This is a genomic window from Vibrio marinisediminis, assembly GCF_014050145.1.
Classification (GTDB): Bacteria; Pseudomonadota; Gammaproteobacteria; order Enterobacterales; family Vibrionaceae; genus Vibrio; species Vibrio marinisediminis.
Genome location: NZ_JACFYF010000146.1, coordinates 1 through 308 on the forward strand (window position 1 = coordinate 1; position 308 = coordinate 308).

Consider the following 308-nt stretch of genomic DNA (forward strand, 5'->3'; position numbering starts at 1 on the left):
CATGCTGGCCACGCTGGACTCGCATCCGAATATCGAGGTGCGGCTGTTCAACCCTTTCGTCCTACGTCGGTTCACTCTGCTGTCCTATGCTTTCGACCTGTTCCGGCTGAACCACCGGATGCACAACAAGGCCTTCACCGTCGATGGCCGCGTCAGCATTCTGGGCGGGCGCAACATTGGAGACGAGTATTTCGGGACCGGCGAAATCCCGTTGCAGATGGATCTGGACGTTCTGGCAGTGGGCGCGGTCGTGCCGGAGATCTCGGCCGATTTCGATCGCTACTGGAATGCCGACGCCACCCATTCGG

Annotated in this window: 1 pseudogene; it reads left to right on the forward strand. The window is 60.1% G+C overall.

The annotated features are described in order from the left end of the window. Nucleotides 1-308, forward strand: a pseudogene (locus H2O73_RS23735) (phospholipase D family protein); the annotation flags it as partial.